This is a genomic window from Streptomyces sp. NPDC027672 (assembly GCF_055566335.1).
The window spans coordinates 168840-190036 of the sequence record NZ_JBVHSO010000012.1; the positions used below are offsets into that span (position 1 = coordinate 168840).

Genomic DNA, 21197 nt, shown 5'->3' on the forward strand with positions numbered 1-21197 from the left:
CCGGTCAGCGGTCGGCGGCGGCCACCCGGGACAGCCGGGCGCGGAGGTGGCCGAAGTGGTCCCGGATGGCCCGCTCCGCCCGCAGCGAGTCCCCGGAACGCACCGCGTCCAGGATCTCCCGGTGCTGGCGGCAGGTGACCCGCGGATCCTGCGGCGCGGCCACCAGATCCCGCTGCACCCGGTGGAAGGCGTCCCAGAACGCCTCCAGCACCTCGCCCAGCAGCACGTTGTCCAGTCCCCGGTAGAGCGTGGCGTGGAAGGCGCGGTCGGTGGCGGCGAGCCCGGTGCCCTCGGCGGCCTCCCGCTCCATCCGCTCCACCAGCGCCTCCAGCGCCACCAGGTCCGCCTGCGGCAGCCGCCCGGCCAGCCGGGACACCAGTCCGGTCTCCACGGCCTCGCGCAGCTCCAGCAACTGGAGCAGGGAGTCCTCGCCGCGGTAGTGGCCGGCGACGGTCCGGAAGGCCAGCCCCTCGATCATCGGCGCGAACGACATCGAGCCGACGTACGTCCCGAACCCGTGCCGGATCTCCACGATGCCCATCGCCTGGAGCGCCTTCAGGGCCTCGCGCACCGAGTTCCGGCTGGCCCCGAGGAGCCGCATCAGCTCCGGTTCGGTGGGCAGCGGGGCCCCCGAGGGCAGCCGCTCGTCCACGATCAGTCTCTTGATCCGCTCCTGAAGGTCCCGGGCTGCCATGGCCAGAGCGTAACCGGCCGTTCGGGACTCCGGGCAGACGAAAAGCCCCCCGCTCGCGCGAGGGGCTTCTTTCGTCGGTGCGCCGCCAGGGACTCGAACCCCGGACCCGCTGATTAAGAGTCAGCTGCTCTAACCAACTGAGCTAGCGGCGCCTGCTGACAGGGAAAACTCTACCCGAATCCCAGGGGTGCTCCGCACCACCTCCGGGCGGGTCCGTCCGGCGTCCGGGGGGCCCGCGTACATCATTCGGACCGTCAGAATGCGCGTTCCGAACGCGGTTGGGAAACTGATCAACGTGCACCCTCGCGGACACGTCCCCCCCGAATGTGAGGCAGATCGCATGACCGCTCCGATGTTCGAGGAAATCGATCCCGCGAGCGACTGCGACTGTCCCGGCTGCCACCGCACCCGGCGGACGCCCCCTCCGGCCCGGCCCGGCCGCGGCCACCCGGCGGCCCGGTCGGTGGTGGTCGTGGCCGCCGCCTCCGCCGCCCTCGGCGCGGCCCCGGCGGCCGCGGCCGCCGCCCCCGGCCACGCCCCGCACCGCGAGGCCCGGCCCGGCGACGGCGTGCCCGCCACCCCGCAGGGCCCCAGGGCCCCGCTGCACGGCCCGGCGGGCAGCCCCGCGAAGTCCCCGGCCGTCCCGACCCCCGCCACCACCCGCACCGAGATCATCAACCGGGCCAAGACCTGGGTCGCCGCCAAGGTGCCGTACAGCATGTACGCCTTCTGGTCCGACGGTTACCGGCAGGACTGCTCGGGCTATGTCTCCATGGCCTGGGGCCTGCCCGACAACGAGTGGACGGGCAGCCTCGGCTCGTTCGGCGTGAAGATCACCAAGGCGGAGCTGCAACCCGGGGACATCCTGCTGTACCACAACCCCGACAACCCCGAGAAGGGCTCGCACGTGGTGATCTTCGGCGGCTGGACGGACCACACGCACACCTCCTACACGGCCTACGAGCAGACGCCCCCGCACGCCCGGCGCCAGTCCACCCCGTACCCCTACTGGAACAACACCGGCAAGTACGTCCCGTACCGCTACAAGGGCCTGCCCAAGGGCGCGGCCGGCGCCCGGGCGGCCCGGCCGGACCAGGGCGCGGCCGGCACGGAGGGACGGCCCGCCTCGCACGGGGTGCCCGGCTATCCCGGCCGGCACCACTTCCGGCCGGGCGCCGCCGGCGACCACGTCACCCGGCTCGGCGCCCAGTTGGTGCGCAAGGGCTTCGGCCGGTTCTACCCGCTGGGCCCGGGCCCGCGCTGGGGCGACGCGGACCGGCGGGCCGTCGAGGCGTTCCAGCGCACCCAGGGCTGGCGGGGCGGCGCGGCGGACGGCTATCCGGGGCCGGAGACCTGGCGCCGGCTGTTCGCCTGACCGGTCCGGCCGCCGCCCCGGCCGGCCCCGGCACCTTCCCGCACATCCCACCCCCCTTTCATGACGCGTCTGGCGCGGAGGCTGGAGCACGCATGAGTACGACCACATCCCACACGCCGTCCGGTGCCGAGGGGCAGTCGGACGGTTCCGGGGCCGGTCCCGGAGTCCGGCCGGCCCGTCTGATCCAGAACGAGGCGACCACCGAGATCCCCGTCCACCTGCTCTTCCGGGACGATCCCGACCCGGTGGCGATGCCGCTGAGACCGGCCGTGGTGGCCCGCCGGCAGGGCACCGGAGAGCAGCCCCGGCTGCGCCGCCCGGCGGCGGTGCGCAGACGGCCGCTGCCCCGGGCCGACCCGGAGCTGGCGGAGCGCCCGGCGCGGGTGCTGCCGGGGGCGGCCGGGCTGCTCGCCGGGGTGTGCGGACTCACCGGCTGCGCGGCCACCACCTGGTGGGCGGGGCTGCTGCCGGCCGGGGCGCTGGGACTGCCGGCGCACGCGGGCGCGGGCCTGGGACCGGCGCAGTGGGCCGCGTACGCCGGGGCCGGGCTGCTCGGGGCGTTCGGCCTCGGCGGGCTGACCCGGGGGCTGACCGGGCGGGCCTGGGTGCTGGGCCTGTTCGGGCGGTACCGCGGCACGGTCCGGCGCACGGGGCTGCTGTGGGTGAACCCGCTGGTGCCGCGCCGCCGGGTGGACGTGCGGCTGCGGCACTGGCGCAGCGAGACCATGCCGGCCACCGATCCCGACGGGCTGGCGCTGCGGGTGGTGGTGCTGGTGGTGTGGCGGGTGCGGGACACCGCGCGGGCGCTGCTCGGCGTCGACGACCACGAGACGTATCTGCGCGAGTGCGTGGAGGCGGCGCTGGCCCGGGTGCCGGTGGAGCCGGCGGGCGGGACGCGGGGCGGGACGACGGCGGCCGGGGACGCGCTGACCCGGCTGGTGGCGGAGGAGACGGCGCCGGTCGGCGTGGAGGTGTTCTCGGTGCAGCCGGTCCGGGTGGAGTACGCCCCGGAGGTGGCCGCCGCCGTGCACCGGCGCCGGATCGCCGCGCTGGACGCCCGGCAGCGGGCCAGCATGCTCGGCTCGGTGGTGGACTCGGTGGAGGACACGGTGACCCGGCTGACCGTGCGGGGGCTGGTCGAACTGGACGACTACGAACGCAAGGTGCTGGTCCGCGATCTCACGGTGGCGTTCTGCTCGGGGCGCGGGGAGCCGGTGTAGGGAGGGTGCGCGGCAGCCTCACGTTTGGTATGGACATGTTCATCTAGCGGCCATAATCTGTGGCTTGGTCTAGACCTACCGGCACGGCTCACCGAACTCCTCACCTCCTCCAGGAGCGGCAGCATGCGCACCAAGACCAAGTTGTCCGCGGTCGTCCTCGGCGCGGTCACCGCCGGAGCCTTCGCGCTCTCCACCGGCGGCGCCAGCGGCCACGGCTACACCGACCTCCCCATCAGCAGGCAGAAGCTCTGCCAGAACGGCACCGTGGCGAACTGCGGCCAGATCCAGTGGGAGCCGCAGAGCGTCGAGGGCCCCAAGGGCTTCCCGGCCGGCGGTCCCGCCGACGGCCAGATCTGCAACGCCGGGCTGGGCCAGTTCGCCCCGCTCAGCGCGCCGAAGACGCCGTCCGGCACGGACTGGCCCACCACCAGGGTGACCGGCGGCCAGTCGTACACGTTCCGCTGGCAGTTCACCGCCATGCACGCCACGACGGACTTCAGGTACTACATCACCAAGCAGGGCTGGAACCAGAACCACAACCTGTCCCGCTCGGACCTCAACCTCACGCCGTTCCTGACGGTGCCCTACAACGGCCAGCGCCCGCCGTCCACGCTCAGCCACAGCGGCACCCTGCCGTCCGGTCTGAGCGGGCACCACGTCATCGTCTCGGTGTGGACGGTCGCCGACACGGGCAACGCGTTCTACGCCTGCTCGGACGTCACCTTCTGACCGGTACGCCGAAGGGCCCCTCGCACCGGCGAGGGGCCCTTCGATCACGTGCGCCGCCAGGGACTCGAACCCCGGACCCGCTGATTAAGAGTCAGCTGCTCTAACCAACTGAGCTAGCGGCGCATGACTCCCGCCGACCGCGGACTTCCTGCTCCCGCGGCTGGCGACGAAGAAAATACTACCCGGTCCCGAGGGGTGCTCGTGACCGCCCCGGACGGCCCCGGACGGGTCTAGAGCGTCAGCGAGAGCAGCACCGGCGCCGCGTGGCGGTTCAGGGTGTCCGCGGCCCGCTTCAGCCGGTGCGCGTGCGCCACCGGCAGGGACAGGGCCAGGCAGCCGGCCGAGGAGCCCGCGGTGAGCGGCACGGCCGCGCAGACCGTGCCGACCGCGTACTCCTGGAGGTCGAGCACCGGCACCGAGGGCGGCTGGCACTCCAGCCGGGACAGCAGCAGCTTGTCGCTGGTGATGGTGCGCGAGGTGAGCCGGGCCATCCGGTACCGGGCGAGATGGTCGCGCCGGGCCTCGTGGTCCAGCTGGGTCAGCAGGCTCTTGCCGAGGGCGGTGGCGTGGGCGGAGCAGCGGAAGTCCACCCATTCGTTGACCGCCGGGGTGGCCGGCCCCGCCGCGTACTGGGTGACCCGGACCTCGCCGTCGACGTACCGGCTCAGGTAGACGGCCGCGCCGACCGCGTCGCGCAGCCGGTCCAGGAGGTGCTGGAGCTGGTCGTGCAGGGCCCGCTCCCGGTCGTGCGCCGAGGTGAGCCGGCGCAGGGTGGCCCCGGTGACGTAGGCGGCCTCGTCGACCTGCTCGACGTAGCCCTCCCGGCGCAGCATCCGCAGCAGGCCGGCGAGCCGCTCGGGGCCCAGGCCGGTGCGGCGGGCCAGCTCGGTCACGGTGGCGCCGGCGGGGTGCCTGGCCACGGTCTCCAGCACGCGCAGCGCGTCCTGGGCGGAGTCGTACGGGGCGGTCGGCTCGATCCTCATTCGGTCCCCCTGGGCCGCGATCCGGTCGGCGGATCGTGCCCACGATAGCCGGGAAGGGGCGGCCGGGGAGAGGGGGTCGGCGCGATCCCGTCCTGCCCACCGGGACGGAGATCCCTGGGCATATGCCCCCAGCATGGGCCGGCGCCGAACCCCGGCCGGCCTGCGCCCAGGGGACTTCGCTGAGGCACTCCGGGGACCTCCGCCGCGTCCGTGCGCGGCCGGGCCGGGCTCAGTGGCCGGGCACGTACCCGCGCGTCTTGTCGACCACGTTCGGCAGCGGCCTGCCCACCGCCCAGCGGTCGTACAACTCCACGAACTGCGCGGCCAGTTCGTCCCGCAGGCCGACCGTGCCACCGCTCATGTGCGGGGACACCAGCAGCCCCGGCAGCTCCCACAGCGGACTGTCCGGCGGCAGCGGTTCGGCCGCGAACACATCGAGCGCGGCGCCCGCGATCCAGCGCCGGGACAGGGCGTGGACGAGCGCGTCCTCGTCGACCAGGGCGCCCCGGCCGACGTTCACGAAGAACGCCGACGGCTGCATCACGTTGAACCGGTGCGTGTCGAACATGCGGTACGTCCGCTCGGTCAGCGGCGCCGCGGCGATCACCCAGTCCGCGCGGGAGAGCAGCCGGTCCAGGTCGTCCGGGCCGTGCACACCGGTCCGCGGCACCCGTCCGACCAGCGCCGTCGTCATCCCCAGGGCCTTCAGCGTGCGCGTGACGGCCCGGCCGACCGGACCCGAGCCGACCACGCACGCGTACGTGCCCGCCACCGGCCGGGTCTCCCGGGGCCGCCAGCTCCGCTCCCGCTGCGCCGCGAGGGTGCGCGGCAGGTCCTTAGCGGCGGCCAGCACCAGCGCCGCCACGTACTCGGCGACCGGCTGCTCGAAGATCCCGCGCGCGGTGGTCACCACCGTGTCCGACGCGACCAGTTCCGGACCCAGCAGATGGTCCACGCCCGTGCTCGCCGTGTGCACCCAGCGCGGCCGGGGACCGCCGCCGGGCCACGCCTCGCGCACGGCCTGGGAGGCGACGTCCCACACCAGCAGCACGTCCGCGCCGGGCAGCCGCTCCGCCAGGTGCGCCGCGTCCGTGCGCACGATCCGGGCGCGTCCGGTGAGGCGGCCGAGCCGGGGCGGCGGGTCGGCGTCGAGGACCACGACGGTGGGGTGCGGCGGCGTCATGCGGGGCGGCTCCCGGCGTCCGGCCTGAACGGATGGTGCGCGGGCTGTGCGCGGTGGGCGCGCGGAGCACGCGTGGGGCGCGCGTGGCCGGACCACGCTCGCACCCGCGCCCACCCCCGTCAACCAGGCCGTACGGCGGGTACGGGGTTCTCGGCCAACCGGGGCAGCGGGCCGGGGAGCACCCGGGTGCGCGGGTTCCCGGCCAGCCGGGACCCGCGGGTTCTCGGCCAACCGGGGCAGCGGGTGGGCGGCGCCGCGCGGGCGGGGTACCCGGAACACCGGGCCGTCCCGGGGCGCCGCCGGACGGCGCTGCCCGGAACCCGGCCCGCACCGCCGGAAGCGACAGCAGGAAGGCTGGACATGACCGCACTCGGATTCCTCTACCCGGGCCACTTCGCCGAGGACGACTATCCGCGCATCGAGCAGCTCCTGGGCAGCGACATCCGGGTGGACCTGAGCCACACCGACCTCGGCGAGGACGCGTACGGCCCGTCGGCGCCGCGCGGGCCGGGCTCCGCCGAACGGCTCGCCGAGGAGGTGGCGGGGCTGCGGCTGGCCGGTGCCGAGACGCTGGTGTGGGCGTGCACCAGCGGCGGCTTCGCGCACGGCTGGGACGGCGCCCAGGACCAGGTGCGGACCCTGGCTCGGCTGGCCGGGATGCCGGCCTCCTCGACGTCGTTCGCCTTCGTGCACGCGGCCCGGGAGATCGGCGCCCGCCGGGTCGCGGTCGGCGCGCCCTACCCGGAGGACCTCGCCGCGCTGTTCGCGGACTTCCTGCGGGCCGGCGGCCTGGAGGTGACCGGGGTGCGGGCCTCCGGGCACGTCACCGCGGCGGAGGTCGGCACCTGGGACGAGGAGGACGTGCTCACCCTGGCCCGCGCGGCGGACACCGCGGACGCCGAGGCCGTGCTGCTGCCGCACACCGCCCTGCACACCGCCGCGCACCTCGGGCTGCTGGAGAAGGCCCTGTCCAAGCCGGTGCTCACCGCCAGCCAGGTCACGGTCTGGGAGGGCCTGCGGCTGGCGGACCGCCGGGTGAACGCGCCGGCCCTGGGCGCCTTGTTCACCCGGGAGCCGCTGGTGCAGGGATAGAGCCGCCGCCTCCTCACCCGGGGACCTCGCCGCCTCCTCACCCCGGGGCCTTCCCGCCTCCCCACCCCGGGGTCTCCCCGCCTCCTCACCCGGGGCCTCTTGCGCGGGCGCGGGACAATGGACGGTGGCCCACCCGAAGGCGGTGCCCGTGAACCGGTACGAGGAGGAGACCAGACATGGCGGAGCCCACGCCGCGTCACCACGAACCGCGGCTACGCCCCGCGCCCCTGCTCTTCGAGCCCGCGGAGGCGGCCGCCGATCCCGAGCACTTCTTCGACCTGGAGTCGATCGAGGATCCGCGGGAGCTGCTGGCCCGGGCGACGGAGCTGGCCCAGGCCTTCCGCGCGGCCGCCGACCGGGCCGTGGAGTTCCAGGCCGTCGCGGCGGCCCAGCTCGCCGACCCGCGCCGGTTCGACCGGCTGACCCCGGCGGACATCGCCGAGCGCGCGGAGTGGACCGAGGACTACGCGAAGAAGATGGTCGAGTTCGGCCGGGACCTGATGCGCGGCGACGGCGACGACCGCACCCCGGCCGACCTGCGCTAGCGGCCCGGAGCCCGGGCCGCGGCGCCGATCCGGGCCCGGCGTCCGGGCCGCGGTGCCGACCCGGGCCCCGGCGGCCGGTCAGGCCCCCGCTCCGGCGGTGGCCGAGTCGTCCGGCATATGCCAGGCGGGCAAGATACTCCACCCGAGTCCCCTCTGTCCTCGTTTTCGGCAACTCAGGAGAACCGGATGCTCACGCACGGTAGACATGGGTGTCATGACCAGCGCCCCGAACGTCCTCCGTGCCGGCTCCGACGGCGTCGCCTGGCTCGCCTCGGCGGCCAGCCACCCGCGCAGCACCCTCGCCCTGTGGCGGGAGCGCCCGGACGCCCCCGTGGTGCTGCCCTGCGGCACCGTCTTCGACGTGGTGAGCGCCCCGGTGCCGTTCGGGTGCCGCATGCTGGAGCGGCTGTGGAGCGAGGGCGCGGCGGTGGGCCCGGTCGCGGTGTTCCGGGGCCGGACGCTGCTCTTCGCCGCCCCCGGCACGGCCCAGCGGCTGCCCTCGCTGCTGGCCTGGGAGGACCGGGGCTCCCGGCGGGCGCGGGCGGTGCCGCCGCTGCTGTGCCACGGCCCGGGCGACGCGGTGACCGTCCCGTCCCCGGCCGCCCCGACCGGCGACGACGCGCCCGGAGCCGCCCGCTGGCTGATCGCCCCGGACAGCCGGAATCCCCGGCTGCCCGGTCCCGAGGTGCTGCTCTGGGCGGCCGTGGGCGCGGCCCGGTCCGCCGTGCGGAGGTCGATTTCTCCTCCCGCCGACCAGGATGCTAAGGTCTACGACGTCAGCAGGCGCCGCTAGCTCAGTTGGTTAGAGCAGCTGACTCTTAATCAGCGGGTCCGGGGTTCGAGTCCCTGGCGGCGCACGCGAAGGAAACGGCGGGTCCGGTTCGAAAGAATCCGGCCCGCCGTTTTCGTATACGCCCGCCGCCCCGCTCGGCCCCGCGCCAGCCGTCCCGCTCAGTCCCCCACGCCCGGTGTGATCGACACCGTCCACGCCCCCGAGGCCGTCCTGTCCTCCACCGCCACCCGCACGTCCTCCCCGGGCACGGTGAAGCTCTCGCCGAGGAAGACCGGCGCGTCGGCGAGGGGCGGATAGACCGAGTTCTCCCAGCAGGCCTCGCTGTGCGGGTGGGCGTCCACCACCCGGACCGGGCCGTCGCCGGACGGGGCGCCGCCGCGCACCCGGTACACCAGGATGCCCTGGCGGCAGACCGCGCGGTCGGCGCCGGCCGCGCCGCGCGCCTCGAAGGCGAGGGCGCTGTCCGGGCCCGTGCGCACCACGGCCAGCTTCACGCCGTGGCCGAGCCCGAAGGCGGGCGCGCCGGCCGTGTCCCGCACCGGGACGCCCGGCCCGGCCGCCAGGGGCTCCAGGGTGAGGCGGGCCGGCGTGGCGCCGCGCACGCACACCACCTGCCGCGGATCCAGCCAGCCCAGTCTCCACTTGTGCCAGGCCAACAGATCGGGGGCCAGACCGAACTGGCTGCCCATCAGGTCCCAGTCGCCGACATGGGTGTCCCAGTCGCCCTTGCCGTCGGCCGGGCGGTGGTAGAGGTCGGGCAGGTCGAAGACATGGCCGGTCTCGTGGGCGAGAACCAGCCGGTCCGGTGGATGGTGCTCGAACACGGTGACCACCCGGCGGATGCCGGCGCCGTCCACCCGCAGGGGCGTGTCCAGGTTGACGACTTTCGTGGCGTCGGAGTCGACGCCGGGCGCGTCCGGGTCGGCGACGAGGTAGACCACCTGGTAGCGGGAGAAGTCGACCTCCTCGTCGGCCACGGCGAACGCGTCCCGCAGGTAGGCGGCCCGGTCCTCGGCGTTCCAGTCCCGCCGCATGGCGTACGCCGTCGACGGGCGCGGCATGCGCAGCCAGCGCCCGAGCGGATGCGGGCGGAGGGTGAACCTGCCGTAGGACGACTGTTCGTAGAAGCGGCTGGTGGCGGGGAAGTGGTCGGCCGTCAGTTGGGCCGGGGTGGTGCGCGGGGCGGCGTCCGGGAAGGACAGGAAGACCAGGACGGCGTCGAGCGCGCCGGCCGGGTGCGGATAGGCGGGGCTCCAGGTGTCCACGCCCTCCGAGTGGTGGGCCTCGGTGCGGTGCAGGGCACAGGGCTCCGGGGAGAAGGGCCCGGCGGCCGAGGGGCCGGTGAGGATCGAGGTCGCGGCGAGCGCCGACATCGTGGTGAACACGGCGGCGGTGCTGCGCAGCTTGGGCACGGACATGACCTCCGGATGCGGTTCGCGGGACCCGCACCCAGATTGCTGGTATTCATTGGTTTATGCCCTGTTTGTCTGCACCGGAAGAGTGAGCGCGCCCCCGCCGGGCGCCGGCGCACCCCGGCTCTCGACCTCCCGAAACATTCACGGAACGTCACAACTGGTCGGCAGGCCGAAGAACCCGTCCAGGTGCGGGCAGAAACGATCTGTCAGAACCGGTGCCCGGTCCGGGACACTGGAGAGTGGCTGGAAGGGCCCGGGGCCAGCCTCTATGATCGGCACACTTTCCGGCACGGACTTCAGATCGAGTGCACGCGGGAGCGAGCGGTGAGCGGAACGTCCGAAGGGCCGACGCCCGCGGCAGACCTCGACCGGTCAGCCGTCACAGAAAGTCACCACACCACCTATCATCGTGTCTTCGCGAACGCCCCGCTCGCCATGGCGGTCGTGGGCCCCGAGGGCTGTGTCGTCACGGCCAACAGCGCCCTCGGCGAACTGCTCGGCATCGACCCGGACACCCTCGTCGGGCGGGTCGCCGCCGACCTGGTCGACCTGGGCTCGGACCCGCGCAGCCGGCACGCCTACCACGAGGTGCTGCGCGGCCGGCGGGCCCGGCTGCGCTGCACCCGCCGGATCAAGCACCCCGCGGGGCACTCGGTGTGGGCGCAGGTCACCATCGCCCCGCTGAGCGGCGACGACCCCGGCGTCCTGCTGTCCGTCACCGACATCAGCGCCCGCCGCGAACTCCAGGCCCGGCTGCGGCACTTGCAGATGCACGACCCGGTGACCCGGCTGCCCAACCGCACCCTGTTCTTCGAGCGGCTCACGGCCGCGCTGGAGGCGGAGTCGTACGAGGAGAGCGGCACCGGCCGGATCGGCCTGTGCTACCTGGACCTGGACGGCTTCAAGGCCGTCAACGACACCCTCGGCCACCGGATCGGCGACCGGCTCCTGGCGGCCGTGGCCGAACGCCTCACCAGGGTCGCCGACGAGGCCGGGTACGCCCGGGCCGCCACGCCCCTGGTGGCCCGGCTCGGCGGCGACGAGTTCGCCCTGCTGGTGGAGGACTCCACCGGCACCGAACAGCTCGCCGACCTCGCCGAGTCCGCGCTGAAGGCACTCCAGGAACCGTTCGACCTGGCCGGCCGCCGGCTGTCGCTGACCGCCTCGATCGGAGTGGTCGAACGGCACGCGGCGGGCACCACCGCCACCGGTCTGATGCAGGCCGCCGATACGACGCTGTACTGGGCGAAGGCCGACGGCAAGGGCCGCTGGACCCTGTTCGACCCCGAGCGCAACGCCCACCGCATGACCCGCCAGGCGCTGTCCTCCACGCTGCGCCCCGCCATCGACCGCGGGGAGTTCGCCCTCGAATACCAGCCGCTGGTGGCCATGGAGGACGGCCGGCTCAACGGCGTCGAGGCGCTGATCCGCTGGCACCACCCGCAGTTCGGCACCCTCACGCCGAATCGGTTCATCGGACTGGCCGAGGAGGACGGCTCGATCGTGCCGCTGGGCCGCTGGGCGCTGGTCACCGCCTGCCGGCAGGCCCGCCGCTGGCAGCTCGACCGACCCGGCGAGCCGCCCATCTTCGTCAGCGTCAACGTGGCCGTACGGCAGGTGTGGGACTCCGACCTGGTGGCCGACGTCGCCGAGACCCTCGCCGAGACCGGGCTCGCCCCGCACCTGCTCCAGCTCGAGCTGACCGAGTCCGCGGTGATGGGCTCCGCGGGCCGCCCCATCCAGGCCCTCCAGGCGCTCAGCGACATGGGCGTGCGGATCGCCATCGACGACTTCGGCACCGGCTACTCGAACCTCGCCTACCTCAGCCGCCTGCCGGTCTCCACGCTGAAACTGGACGGCTCCTTCGTGCGCGGTTTCCAGTACGAGGAGACCGCCAAGGGAGCCGTGCCCAACCCCGCCGACGAGGTCATCGTGGAGGCGATGATCCAGCTCGCCCACCGGCTGGGCCTGACCGTCACCGCGGAGTGCGTGGAGACCGCCGCGCAGGCCACCCGGCTGCGCCGGATCGGCTGCGACACCGGCCAGGGCTGGCTCTACTCCCGTCCGGTGCCGCCGGACCGCATCTCCGAGCTGCTGGGGACGCGGACCTACGCGGTCGGCAATCCGTAGGCGTCCGCGATCAGTTCGTAGGAGCGCAGCCGGGTCTCGCCGCGGTGCGCGTGCGAGGTGAGCATCAGCTCGTCGGCCCCGGTGCGCTTCTGCAGCTCGTCCAGGCCGGCGCGGACCTCGTCGACCGTGCCGTGCACGATGTTCGCCGTCCAGCTCGTGGCGAACTCCTCCTCCATCGGGCTGAACTCGTACCGCTCGGCCTCGTCCGGGTCGGGGAACAGCCCCGGCCGGCCGGTGCGCAGCCGGATCATGTTCAGCGCCAGCGCCCGGGCCTGCCGGCGGGCCTCGCGCTCGTCGTCCGTGGCGAGCGTGTTGACGCCGATGAGGGCGTACGGCTCGGACAGGACGGCGGAGGGCCGGAACGTCTGCCGGTACAGGTCCAGGGCCGGGAGGGTGTTCTGCGCGGAGAAGTGGTGCGCGAAGGCGAACGGCAGACCGAGCAGACCGGCCAGCCGGGCGCTGAAGCCGGAGGAGCCGAGCAGCCAGACGGACGGGCGGTGCGGGGACTGCACGCCGCCGGGCGAGGTGCCCTGCACCGGACCCGGGATCGCGTGGATCCGCCGGTACGGATGCCCGTCCGGGAAGTCGTCGTCCAGGAACCGGGTCAGCTCGGCGAGCTGCTGCGGGAAGTCGTCGGCGCCCTCGTTGAGGGTGTCGGTGCGGCGCAGGGCGGCGGCGGTGGCCCCGTCCGTGCCCGGCGCCCGCCCCAGCCCCAGGTCGACGCGGCCCGGCGCGAGCGCCTCCAGCGTGCCGAACTGCTCGGCGATCACCAGCGGGGCGTGGTTGGGCAGCATGACACCGCCCGAGCCGAGCCGGATGCGGCCGGTGTGGGCGGCGAGGTGGGCGAGGATCACGGCGGGCGAGGAGGAGGCCACCCCGGGCATGGAGTGGTGTTCGGCCACCCAGTACCGGTGGAAGCCCCGGGCTTCCGTGAGCCGGGCGAGCGCCACGCTGGTGCGCAGGGCGTCACTCGCCGTGCTGCCCGCTCCGACGGTCACCAGGTCCAGCACGGACAGGGGCACGGGCGCGGTCCCGTGCGCGGTGCCCCGGATCTCGTCTGCCTCGTCTGCCGCCACGGTATGGCCTCCTGTCACCGGTCCTGGACTGTCCTCCGCGCCCCAACAGGAGGCGATCTCCGTTTATTCCGGCGCCGGCCGCGCGCCGGGCCGTTCACGGCCGCCAGCTCACCCTGTGTTCCGCCAGGTGGGACAGGACCGCGTGGTTCGCCTCCCAGCCGTCCGGGAACTTCACCAGGGTGCCCAGCCGGACCGGTTCCGTGGACGGGTAGTCGTCCAGGAGGTCGCTCACCCCGGCGCGGCAGACCATGATGCAGGCGTGGCGGTGGCGGGAGGCCAGGACGCACAGGCGGCCCGTCTCCAGGTGGAACGCCGTGGCGTCGGGACGGCCGGAGAGCGGGTGCAGGACCACCGTGATGTCGTACTCACGGCCCTGGAGGCGGTTCGCGGTGTCGACCGTGACGCCCGGGACGCCCAGCTCGGCCAGGGCCGCGCGGACCGCCGCCGCCTGGTCGCGGTGGGCCGTGCCCACGGCGACGCGGTCGGCGGTGACGGGCGCGGGCGCCGGGGACCGCTCGGAGAGCGCCGCGCCGCCCCGGTCCAGCAGCCGGCGCACCACCGCCGCGACCGCGCGCACCGCCTCCGGGTCCGTGCGCGGCGTGTGCCGGGCGGGCAGCTCCAGCAGGCCCCAGCCGGACTCCGCTGCCTCGTCGAGCACCCGGTCCGGCGCGGAACCGTCCGAGGGCACGGCGAAGCTCAGCCGGCGCTCGCCGTGGAGCGTGCCGCTGCGGAAGGGCGTGTACGGGTAGAAGGCGTCCGAGACCAGGGGCGCCGCCGAGGCGGGCAGCCGCCAGGACACCGGCAGGCGGTGCTGCGGCAGGCCCGGGTTGTGCGCCAGCAGCGTGGTCACGGCCGACGCCGACGGGTCGTACGACAGCCCCGCCCACTGCTCGCTGCCCACGAGGGAGAACGGGTCCAACTGGCCGGGGTCGCCCACGAACAGCGCCCGCTCGAACAGGCCGGCCACGGCGAGCAGCGAGTCCGAGCGCATCTGGTACGCCTCGTCCACGATCGCGTGCCGCCACGGCTCGTCCGTCTTCACGTGCGCCCACTTCGCGGCGGTGGACAGCACCACCGGCAGACCGGCCAGGTCGGCCGCCTTCGCCGAGGTGCGGACCTGCGGCAGCTCGTCCAGCGCCTTGTCGTACGCGTCGGTGTCGCTGCTGTGCAGCCGGCCGACGGGCAGCTCCCCGTTCCGCTCGGCCAGCCGCAGGACCAGGTCGTCGACCTGGGCGTTCGTCTGCGCCACCACCATCAGCGGGCGGCCCGCCTCCGCCAGTTCCAGCGCCGCGCGGACCACCAGCGTGGACTTGCCGGCGCCGGGCGGGGAGTCCACCACCACGCCCCGCTCGGTGCCGTGCAGCGTGTCGTGCAGGATCGCCTCGGTGGCGCGGCCCGCCGCGGCGGCGGGGTCGAAGCCGACGGTCGTCACAGCACGTCCTCCTCGGTGACGGGATCGGGCGTCTCCGGTACCGGTTCGCCCGGCGGGCCGCCGTGCGTCCACGGGGTCTCCTCCGGGTCGGGCAGCTTCGCGCCGCCGCGCTGCTCGTGCTCGAACAGCGTGAAGCAGACCCGGTCGCCCGGGTCCGGCACCGAACCCGGCTCCGGTTCCTTGCCGCGGCCCATCTTGTCCAGCACGCGCAGCGTCAGCACCCCGTCGGCCTCGTACCCGACGAACTCCGCCGACTGCGGTCTGCCCTCCAGCGACCGGAACACCCGCGCCCGCTCCGCCAGGTGCGGCCGGTCCTCCGTGCGGACCGTCACCAGCGGGCGCGGGCTCGGCCGCCGGCCCTCGGAGTACGCCATCACCACCTCGGTCACCTCGCCCGCGAACGCCTCCCCGGCCAGCCGCCGCCCGGCCATCACCAGTGGATCGTCCAGGGCCTCCTGGGCCTCCAGCCGGGCCTGTTCCCGCTCGCGGGTGGCCAGCTTGTTCGCCGCCGTCACCGCGTCGTCCCGGCGCGGCTGCGGCGGTTCGCCGGCCCGCACCCGGTCCCGGTGCGCGGTGAACGACCAGCGGTCCCGGGTCCACCGCTCCGCCACGTGCGCGCCCGGCGGCAGCTCCCGCAGCAGGTCAAGTCCCCGCCACACCGCGTCCCAGGTGGGCCGGGTGCGGCTCTCGACCAGATCGCGGACCTCCCGCTCGGCCCGGGTGAGCGCGGCCAGCCGGCCGTCCGCCTCCAGCGGGTCCTCGGCGGCGGCCAGCGCCGTGCGCGCGCGGTCGTAGCGCTCGATCGCCGGGGCCAGCAGCTTGTTGTCGAACGCCGGGTCGGTGGCGGGTCCGGCCGGCGGGCACAGCAACTGCCCGGCCGCGTCCCGGGCCAGCTCCGCCCGGCGGGCGGCCCCGGCGCCGGACAGGCCCTCGGGCGGGTCGATCCAGGCGAGCAGCGCCCCCAGGTGCTCGTCCTCCAGGCCGGACTGGCCGGTCACCCAGTGCCGGGACAGCACGTCGGTCAGGGCCAGCAGCAGCGAGGAGCCGGGCACCCTGGAACGCTCGCCGTAGTGGGTCAGCCAGCGGCCGAGCAGCGGCACCCGGGGCGGCGCCGGATAGGGCGCGTCCGGGTCCTGCTCGGCGGTGCGCCGGAACCGCATGGAGCGGCCCAGCAGCCGGACGAAGTCCAGGCCGGTGCGGCTCGGCACGATCAGCTGCGGCGCGTCCGCGCACAGCTCGGCCTCCACCTTGACCCGCTTGCCGGTCTCCGGGTCGGTCTCGGTGCGCTCGGCGGCCTCCACGGCGTCCGCGTACGCGTCGATGTGCGGCAGGACCACACCGGCCAGGTCGGCCAGGAACGTGAACCGCAGATCGCGGTCCCGGGGCTGCGGCACGACCAGCAGCCGGGGCGCGTCCCGGTCGGTGCCGACCAGCGCGCCGAGCGGGGCGCCGGTCTCACCGGCGGTGGTCAGCGGCACGAACACCAGCGGACGGTCGGACAGATGCCGGTGCCGGACGGTCGCGGCCGGCTGCGCCCGGCCCCGGTCGACGGCCTCCAGCCGGGCGAGGGCGGTGATCAGCGACACGCCGGCACCTCCCGGACGGACGCCGGCGCCGCACCGCGCGGGGCGGGCAGTTCCCCGGCGGCCGCCGGTGCCTGCGCGCGCGCCGCGGCCGCCTCGCCGGCCGCCCGCAGGGCCTCCGCGCGCAGCGCCGCCGCCCGGCGCAGCGCGGCCACCGCCGGGTCGTCCGGGTCGCCGCTCTCGCCGCGGGCCGCCGCCAGCACCTCCCCGACCGTGGCCAGGCCGCCCAGCTCGGCCCGCAGGGGCCGGCCGAGCGGGGTGACCGCGCCGGCCGCGCGGGAGCGCTCACGGCAGTGGAAGGCCAGTTCACAGGCGGACAGGCACTCGGGCGCATAGGCCGCGGGCACCGCCTCCACGGCCGCCGTCAGCTCCTCGGCGGGCCGGTCGGGCGCGAAGCACGTGCCCTCGGGCAGCGTGTCGGCGATCTCCTCGACCCGGGTCAGCCGGGCCAGCTGGCGGGCGGTGACCGCGCGCTGCTTGCGGACGTCCACCGCGGAGCCCGCCGGCAGGTTCGAGAAGTCCCGCGGGCACACCAGCAGCACCCGGTGACGCACGACGGGCACCCGGGCACCCGGCTCGCGGGTCGCTCCGGCGGACTCAGGGTCGCGCGGCGCCTCGGCCGTTGTCCGGGCGTGGGGCGCCTCGGTGGGCTCCGGGGTGAGGTGCCCCGCGGCCGGTTCCGGTTCCGCGCCGAGCCGTGCGGCGACCTCCTCCAGCGCCAGCACGTACACCGCCGCCTGGCGGGCCGCCGCGCCGACCTTCGCCGGGTCCGCGACGCCGTCCACCATCGGGAAGGACTTGATCTCCACCACCGACCAGCTGCCGTCCGGGTGCACCACTACCGCGTCCGGCTCCAGGAAGGCGAGGGAACCCGCCACGTCCAGGGCGAGCATCGGATGGTCCAGCAGTGTCCAGCCGCCGGCCCGCGTGGCCTCGCGCAGCGCCAGCGCCGTACGCGCCGTACGCCCCTCGGGGCCGTGCGCCGTCAGGTCGGGCACCGCCGCGCCGGCGGGCGGCTCGGCGCGCGGATCGAGCCGGGCGTGCACCAGGCGCAGCAGCTCCGCGCCGCCGTCCGCCTTCACCCGCGCCTCGAACGCGTTGCCCCGGGTCAGCGCGAACTGCGACTGCCCGAAGCCGGACGGCGCGCCCAGCGCGGTGGCCAGCCGGGCCTTGTCCACCCCGGCGCCGTCCAGTATCGCCCGCCGTGCGCACCCGGGGTTCGCGGCGAGCGCCGCGAGGGCGCGCGCGTCCAGGGCCTTGGCCGGTACCTCGGGTCCGCGCAGCTCAGCGAGCCGGTGCCGCAGCCCCTTCCCCCGCGTCGGTGGGGGAGGGGTCCGGTCCGGCCGCGGGGTCGAGCCGCGACTCGCGCTGGCGTGGAATTCGCTCACCCGCGGAAGTCTGGCATCCGGCACTGACAATCGGGGAACGGGCGACATCGGCGACCGCCGGGGTACGGCGCGCGGCCCGGGTCCGCAGCAGGTTCCCGGCGCGCAGCACGTACGGCGCCAGCAGCAGTCCGACGCCCATCACGGCGACGCCCGCGACCGCGTCCAGCAGATAGTGGTTGGCGGTGCCCATGACCACGATCGCGGTCACCAGCGGGTAGCCGACGCCGACGGCCTTGGCCAGCCGGGTGTTGCCGTGCCGCCAGAGCATCACACCGCACCACAGCGCCCAGCCCACGTGCAGGCTCGGCATCGCCGCGTACTGGTTGGTCATGCCGCCCATGCCGCGCGGGGCGCTGGCCTCGCCGCCCCACCAGCCGTACGAGCTGTACTGCGCCATGGTGTCCACGAAGCCGTGGTCGGCGGCCAGCAGCCGGGGCGGGCAGGTCGGCAGCAGGGTGAAGCCGATCAGGCCGATGAAGGTGGAGGTCATCAGCCAGGTGCGGGCCGCGCGGTAGTGCCGGGCACGCGCGCGGAACAGCCAGACCAGGACGGCGGGCGTGACCAGGTAGTGCAGCGAGGCGTACCAGAAGTCGGCCGGGACCCCGAGCCAGGCCTCCTGGGTGAACAGCCGGTTCAGCGGGTGCTCGGCGTTCAGGCGCAGGGCCTTCTCGATGCGCAGCAGCGCCAGACCGTGATCGACGGCGCCGGAGACGTCACCGCGCGCGAGGAGCCGGCCGGCCGAATAGCAGCTGTAGACCAGCACGATCAACGGCAGCTCGGTCCACCAGCGCAGCCGGGTACGGGGGGCCACCTCGGTGCCCGGTGTCTCGGTCTGCGGCAATCCGATCGCCCTCCCCTTCGGCGCGCTGCGCGGTGCGCCCCCGGCGGGCGACCGTGCCACTTTACGTGTCCCCGCGTCGCCCGTGCGGGCCGCCGGGGTCCCGCCCGGACGCGGGCTCAGCCCTCGAAGACGCCGGGATCGCCCGCCGGGTTGCCTGTCCGTGGGGTGCGCGATGATGGAGGGACCGCAGTCAGCCGTCGTTTCCGTGACGTCCTCGTGGCGTCACCCTCCCGGAGAGGTCTCCCATGGCACCGCGCATCCTGCTGGCCCGGCACGGACAGACGGCGTGGTCGCTGTCCGGTAAACACACCGGCAGGACCGATGTGCCCCTGCTGGAGGAGGGCCGGCGCGGGGCCAAGCTGCTCGGCGAGCGGCTGCACCGCGCCCCGCTGGACGGGCTGGCGGACGCGGAGGTGCGCACCAGCCCGCTGGCACGCGCGCGGGAGACCTGCGAACTCGCCGGGTTCGGCGAGCGCGCCGAGCACTGGGACACGCTGCTGGAGTGGGACTACGGCGCGTACGAGGGGATGACCCCGGCCGAGATCCGCGCGGCCCGGCCGGGCTGGCTGATCTGGCGGGACGGGGTGCCGGAAGGGGAGACCGTCGCCGAGGTCACCGCGCGCGCGGACGAGGTCGTCTCCTGGGCCCGCTCGGCCGACCGGGACGTCCTGGTCTTCGCCCACGGGCACATCCTGCGGTCCATCGGCGCGCGGTGGCTGGGCCTGCCGCTGGACTTCGCCGCGCGGATACGGCTGCACCCGACCTCGCTGTCCGTCCTGGGCTGGGCCTACGGCGAGCCGGCGATCGAGAGCTGGAACGACCTGGGCCACCTGACCCTCTGACGCGGCCACCGCCGGCCACCCACTGACGCGGCCATCGCCGTCCATGGGAACCCACTGACGCGACCACAGCCGTCCCCGGGGAACCCGCGCCGGCCACCACGCGCCATCCGGCGCCCACGGACCCGCCCGCCACCGGGGACGACGGCCACGGCCACGGCCCCCGGTGGGTCCGGTCCGGTGACCGCTCCTGCCCGCCCCCTCCCGGCGCCGGCCGGCTAGGTCCGGCGGGGCAGGGACGCGTGACGGTTCAGGAACTCCGATACGCCCGAGGCCCGCCGGTGCGGCAGCAGTACCCTCGCCGTGCCCGCCAGCATGTTCTGGATGCGGGAGGACTGGACCTGGTCCAGCAGCGCCAGCACCCGCAGCCCCGCCTGTGCCGCCTCGTCGGGACGGCCCTCGCGGGCCAGGTCGTCGGCCAGTTCCGCGGTGTACAGCGCGATGTTGCGGGTGAAGTGCGGATCCTGCAGCCGCGCCGCCCGCCGCGCGTGCCGGGACGCCCGGCGCCAGTCGCCCAGCGTGGACCAGCACTGCGCCTCTAGCCCCGCCAGCTCGGCCTCGCCGTAGAAGCTCATCCACTCCGGGTCGGCGTCCGCGTGGCCCCGCTGGAAGAGGGCCTGCGCCCGGGCGAGCGCCCGCTCGCAGCCGGTGCGGTCGGCGAGCCCCGCCCAGCCGCCCGCCTCTCGCAGCGCGAGCAGGGACATCAGCCGGGCCGAGCCGAGCGGCCGGGCGGCGCGCTGCGCGGCCTGCGCGGCCCTGACCGCCTCCCGGGGCCGGCCCGCGTCCCGGGCGAGGAACGCGGTGTTGCAGAAGGCGTGCGCCTCCAGCCCCGGATCGCCGGTCATGCGCGCGGTGGCCAGCGCCTCCGCGTAGTGCGAGCGCGCGTCGTCGAAGCGGCCGGAGTCGTGGGCCAGCCAGCCGACGGAGATGGCCAGTTCACCGGCGCCCGTGTGCAGCCGGTCGGCGGTGGCCTGCCGGGTGGCGCCGGCGTCGAGCAGCGCGTAGGCGGCGCGCAGCGGGGCCGCCGCGCGCCGGTACAGGCCGTCCGCGCCGTGCCGGTCGTCCAGCAGCCGGATACGGCGGACCGCTTCCTCCAGTGCCGCCGCCTCGGCGGTCCCGGCCCGCCGCGGCGGCCGGTCCGCCGCCCGCGCACCGGTGGTGAGCCCCAGCGGGGCCAGCGTGGCGGCGGCCATCGTGGCGCCTGAGCCGGTCATGAATGCGCGACGCAGCACGTCGCTCTCCTCGTGGTTCGGGGGGTGTTCCTCTTGCGGGTCCAGCGGGTCGTACGGCTCGACGGCCCCGGACGACTCACCGGGTGCCCTGCCGGACACGGACGCCTCCGGCGCCTCCGGGGCCGTACGCGCCGCCCGGCCGCGGACGGACGAACGGGGCGCGAACCCCAGATCGGTGAGCGTGCGGCCGGGAAACATGTGCAGGAACACCCGTTCGTACGCGTAGTTGGGACAGCGGATCTCGCCCGCCTCGACCCGGCCGATGTAGCGCGCGTCACAGCTCACCCGCTCACCGATCTCGCGCGCGGCCCGTCGTACCAGTGCCGCGAACTCGGCCGGTGAGCGCCGGCCGCGCAGCCGCCGGAAGGCGAGATTCGGCCGGGCCGGCCGCTCGGGCTGTGACGAGGTCACCGTGGACGACGCCATGGCCGGGTCCTCTCGTGCGAACCGTCGAACCATGCCGGAACCGGGGCGATTCCGGACGAGCCGCCCGGATGACGCCTTGGTTCCGGCGGGCATGAACGTACCTGTTGTGAAGGGCTCGCCACGCGGTGTTTGGCCACAAAGCGGATACCTCCTCCAGGATCTGCCATGAAGTGCCATCCTTTGCGGCGCACTTGCGCCGTAGCCGTTGACGCGCTCGCGCG

18 protein-coding genes and 3 tRNA genes are annotated in these 21197 nt (G+C 75.1%); 9 read left to right on the plus strand and 12 right to left on the minus strand.

Annotated features, from left to right (window positions below; genetic code table 11):
• Positions 1-4: 4 nt before the first annotated feature.
• Positions 5-694, minus strand: a complete 690-nt coding sequence (locus tag ACZ4SV_RS27420; protein WP_397947335.1) for a FadR/GntR family transcriptional regulator — start codon at positions 692-694, stop codon at positions 5-7.
• 78 nt (positions 695-772) lie between these two features.
• Positions 773-846, minus strand: a tRNA-Lys gene (locus ACZ4SV_RS27425).
• Positions 847-1034: 188 nt separating this feature from the next.
• On the opposite strand from ACZ4SV_RS27425, the gene ACZ4SV_RS27430 reads away from it, so the two are divergent.
• The 3 genes from ACZ4SV_RS27430 to ACZ4SV_RS27440 all read left to right on the plus strand — a co-directional run bounded on the left by ACZ4SV_RS27430 (position 1035) and on the right by ACZ4SV_RS27440 (position 4018).
• The gene (locus ACZ4SV_RS27430) at positions 1035-2069 is read left to right on the plus strand and encodes a peptidoglycan-binding protein (protein WP_468007220.1); all 1035 of its coding nucleotides are present in this window, start codon (positions 1035-1037) and stop codon (positions 2067-2069) included.
• 92 nt (positions 2070-2161) lie between these two features.
• The gene (locus ACZ4SV_RS27435; protein WP_468007222.1) at positions 2162-3289 is read left to right on the plus strand and encodes an SPFH domain-containing protein; all 1128 of its coding nucleotides are present in this window, start codon (positions 2162-2164) and stop codon (positions 3287-3289) included.
• Positions 3290-3412: 123 nt separating this feature from the next.
• Complete coding sequence (locus ACZ4SV_RS27440; RefSeq protein ID WP_365883723.1) at positions 3413-4018, plus strand: lytic polysaccharide monooxygenase auxiliary activity family 9 protein; 606 nt, start codon at positions 3413-3415, stop codon at positions 4016-4018.
• Positions 4019-4067: 49 nt separating this feature from the next.
• On the opposite strand, the gene ACZ4SV_RS27445 is transcribed toward ACZ4SV_RS27440, so the two are convergent.
• The 3 genes from ACZ4SV_RS27445 to ACZ4SV_RS27455 form a co-directional block, all read right to left on the minus strand.
• Positions 4068-4141: transfer RNA gene (locus ACZ4SV_RS27445), tRNA-Lys, on the minus strand.
• A 107-nt stretch (positions 4142-4248) separates the two neighbouring features.
• On the minus strand, positions 4249-5001 hold the full coding sequence (locus ACZ4SV_RS27450) for an IclR family transcriptional regulator (RefSeq protein WP_468007224.1): 753 nt from the start codon (positions 4999-5001) through the stop codon (positions 4249-4251).
• Between the two features lie 229 nt (positions 5002-5230).
• The gene (locus tag ACZ4SV_RS27455; protein WP_468007226.1) at positions 5231-6184 is read right to left on the minus strand and encodes a D-2-hydroxyacid dehydrogenase; all 954 of its coding nucleotides are present in this window, start codon (positions 6182-6184) and stop codon (positions 5231-5233) included.
• 360 nt (positions 6185-6544) lie between these two features.
• On the opposite strand from ACZ4SV_RS27455, the gene ACZ4SV_RS27460 reads away from it, so the two are divergent.
• From ACZ4SV_RS27460 to ACZ4SV_RS27475, 4 genes are all read left to right on the plus strand, one after another.
• A complete protein-coding gene (locus tag ACZ4SV_RS27460) occupies positions 6545-7276 on the plus strand; it encodes a maleate cis-trans isomerase family protein (protein WP_397980812.1) in 732 nt (243 codons plus the stop codon).
• 176 nt (positions 7277-7452) lie between these two features.
• Complete coding sequence (locus tag ACZ4SV_RS27465) at positions 7453-7821, plus strand: hypothetical protein (RefSeq protein ID WP_365875944.1); 369 nt, start codon at positions 7453-7455, stop codon at positions 7819-7821.
• A 214-nt stretch (positions 7822-8035) separates the two neighbouring features.
• Complete coding sequence (locus tag ACZ4SV_RS27470; protein WP_468007228.1) at positions 8036-8614, plus strand: bifunctional DNA primase/polymerase; 579 nt, start codon at positions 8036-8038, stop codon at positions 8612-8614.
• Positions 8605-8678: transfer RNA gene (locus tag ACZ4SV_RS27475), tRNA-Lys, on the plus strand. Before ACZ4SV_RS27470 ends, ACZ4SV_RS27475 begins: the two co-directional genes overlap by 10 nt.
• Before the next feature lie 94 nt (positions 8679-8772).
• Here the strand turns inward: ACZ4SV_RS27475 and ACZ4SV_RS27480 are convergent.
• The gene (locus ACZ4SV_RS27480; protein WP_468007230.1) at positions 8773-10032 is read right to left on the minus strand and encodes a M6 family metalloprotease domain-containing protein; all 1260 of its coding nucleotides are present in this window, start codon (positions 10030-10032) and stop codon (positions 8773-8775) included.
• Positions 10033-10353: 321 nt separating this feature from the next.
• Here ACZ4SV_RS27480 and ACZ4SV_RS27485 point away from each other — a divergent pair, with 321 nt between their 5' ends.
• Entirely contained in the window at positions 10354-12159 is a 1806-nt protein-coding gene (locus ACZ4SV_RS27485; RefSeq protein ID WP_397967741.1) for a putative bifunctional diguanylate cyclase/phosphodiesterase, read from the plus strand.
• Here ACZ4SV_RS27485 and ACZ4SV_RS27490 read toward each other — a convergent pair.
• From ACZ4SV_RS27490 to ACZ4SV_RS27510, 5 genes are all read right to left on the minus strand, one after another.
• A complete protein-coding gene (locus tag ACZ4SV_RS27490; RefSeq protein ID WP_365875936.1) occupies positions 12138-13235 on the minus strand; it encodes an LLM class flavin-dependent oxidoreductase in 1098 nt (365 codons plus the stop codon). The genes ACZ4SV_RS27485 and ACZ4SV_RS27490 overlap by 22 nt on opposite strands.
• Before the next feature lie 94 nt (positions 13236-13329).
• Positions 13330-14667, minus strand: a complete 1338-nt coding sequence (locus ACZ4SV_RS27495; RefSeq protein ID WP_397939631.1) for an AAA family ATPase — start codon at positions 14665-14667, stop codon at positions 13330-13332.
• Complete coding sequence (locus ACZ4SV_RS27500) at positions 14664-16253, minus strand: hypothetical protein (RefSeq protein WP_468007234.1); 1590 nt, start codon at positions 16251-16253, stop codon at positions 14664-14666. The genes ACZ4SV_RS27495 and ACZ4SV_RS27500 overlap by 4 nt, the downstream gene beginning before the upstream one ends.
• Positions 16244-17638: a hypothetical protein gene (locus ACZ4SV_RS27505; protein WP_468007236.1), complete on the minus strand. Its 1395-nt coding sequence runs from the start codon at positions 17636-17638 to the stop codon at positions 16244-16246. The genes ACZ4SV_RS27500 and ACZ4SV_RS27505 overlap by 10 nt, the downstream gene beginning before the upstream one ends.
• On the minus strand, positions 17535-18479 hold the full coding sequence (locus ACZ4SV_RS27510) for a phosphatase PAP2 family protein (RefSeq protein WP_397947320.1): 945 nt from the start codon (positions 18477-18479) through the stop codon (positions 17535-17537). Before ACZ4SV_RS27510 ends, ACZ4SV_RS27505 begins: the two co-directional genes overlap by 104 nt.
• Positions 18480-18724: 245 nt before the next feature.
• Here ACZ4SV_RS27510 and ACZ4SV_RS27515 point away from each other — a divergent pair, with 245 nt between their 5' ends.
• Complete coding sequence (locus ACZ4SV_RS27515; protein WP_468007239.1) at positions 18725-19321, plus strand: histidine phosphatase family protein; 597 nt, start codon at positions 18725-18727, stop codon at positions 19319-19321.
• A gap of 215 nt (positions 19322-19536) precedes the next feature.
• On the opposite strand, the gene ACZ4SV_RS27520 is transcribed toward ACZ4SV_RS27515, so the two are convergent.
• Positions 19537-20976 (minus strand): hypothetical protein, encoded by a 1440-nt coding sequence (locus tag ACZ4SV_RS27520; protein WP_468007241.1) that lies wholly within the window; start codon positions 20974-20976, stop codon positions 19537-19539.
• Positions 20977-21197: the final 221 nt, after the last annotated feature.

Bases quoted from the DNA above. Each gene is read 5' to 3' on its own strand.
- ACZ4SV_RS27420 (WP_397947335.1), bottom strand. From the start codon at position 694: ATGGCAGCCCGGGACCTTCAGGAGCGGATCAAGAGACTGATCGTGGAC.
- ACZ4SV_RS27430 (WP_468007220.1), top strand. From the start codon at position 1,035: ATGACCGCTCCGATGTTCGAGGAAATCGATCCCGCGAGCGACTGCGAC.
- ACZ4SV_RS27435 (WP_468007222.1), top strand. From the start codon at position 2,162: ATGAGTACGACCACATCCCACACGCCGTCCGGTGCCGAGGGGCAGTCG.
- ACZ4SV_RS27440 (WP_365883723.1), top strand. From the start codon at position 3,413: ATGCGCACCAAGACCAAGTTGTCCGCGGTCGTCCTCGGCGCGGTCACC.
- ACZ4SV_RS27450 (WP_468007224.1), bottom strand. From the start codon at position 5,001: ATGAGGATCGAGCCGACCGCCCCGTACGACTCCGCCCAGGACGCGCTG.
- ACZ4SV_RS27455 (WP_468007226.1), bottom strand. From the start codon at position 6,184: ATGACGCCGCCGCACCCCACCGTCGTGGTCCTCGACGCCGACCCGCCG.
- ACZ4SV_RS27460 (WP_397980812.1), top strand. From the start codon at position 6,545: ATGACCGCACTCGGATTCCTCTACCCGGGCCACTTCGCCGAGGACGAC.
- ACZ4SV_RS27465 (WP_365875944.1), top strand. From the start codon at position 7,453: ATGGCGGAGCCCACGCCGCGTCACCACGAACCGCGGCTACGCCCCGCG.
- ACZ4SV_RS27470 (WP_468007228.1), top strand. From the start codon at position 8,036: ATGACCAGCGCCCCGAACGTCCTCCGTGCCGGCTCCGACGGCGTCGCC.
- ACZ4SV_RS27480 (WP_468007230.1), bottom strand. From the start codon at position 10,032: ATGTCCGTGCCCAAGCTGCGCAGCACCGCCGCCGTGTTCACCACGATG.
- ACZ4SV_RS27515 (WP_468007239.1), top strand. From the start codon at position 18,725: ATGGCACCGCGCATCCTGCTGGCCCGGCACGGACAGACGGCGTGGTCG.
- ACZ4SV_RS27520 (WP_468007241.1), bottom strand. From the start codon at position 20,976: ATGGCGTCGTCCACGGTGACCTCGTCACAGCCCGAGCGGCCGGCCCGG.